The 499-nt window shown below is 59.1% G+C and carries 1 rRNA gene; it reads left to right on the forward strand.

Annotated features, from left to right (window positions below):
- Positions 1–50: 50 nt before the first annotated feature.
- Positions 51–499, forward strand: a 23S ribosomal RNA gene (locus tag ACX6XY_RS30050); the annotation flags it as partial.

Below are 499 nucleotides of genomic sequence, written 5' to 3' on the forward strand. Positions count from 1 at the left end.
CGGGTGGTTGGTCGTTGTTTGAGAACTGCACAGTGGACGCGAGCATCTGTGGCCAAGTTTTTAAGGGCGCACGGTGGATGCCTTGGCACCAGGAACCGATGAAGGACGTGGGAGGCCGCGATAGTCCCCGGGGAGTCGTCAACCAGGCTTTGATCCGGGGGTTTCCGAATGGGGAAACCCGGCAGTCGTCATGGGCTGTCACCCGCTGCTGAATGTATAGGCAGTGTGGAGGGAACGCGGGGAAGTGAAACATCTCAGTACCCGCAGGAAGAGAAAACAACCGTGATTCCGGGAGTAGTGGCGAGCGAAACTGGATGAGGCTAAACCGTATACGTGTGAGACCCGGCAGGGGTTGCGTGTGCGGGGTCGTGGGAGTTCTCTTGACCGGTCTGCCGGCCGGTCGGCGAGTCAGAAACCGTTGATGTAGGCGAAGGACATGCGAAAGGTCCGGCGTAGAGGGTAAGACCCCCGTAGTCGAAACATCAGCGGCTCGTTTGAG

The organism is Streptomyces sp. O3 (genome assembly GCF_054788135.1).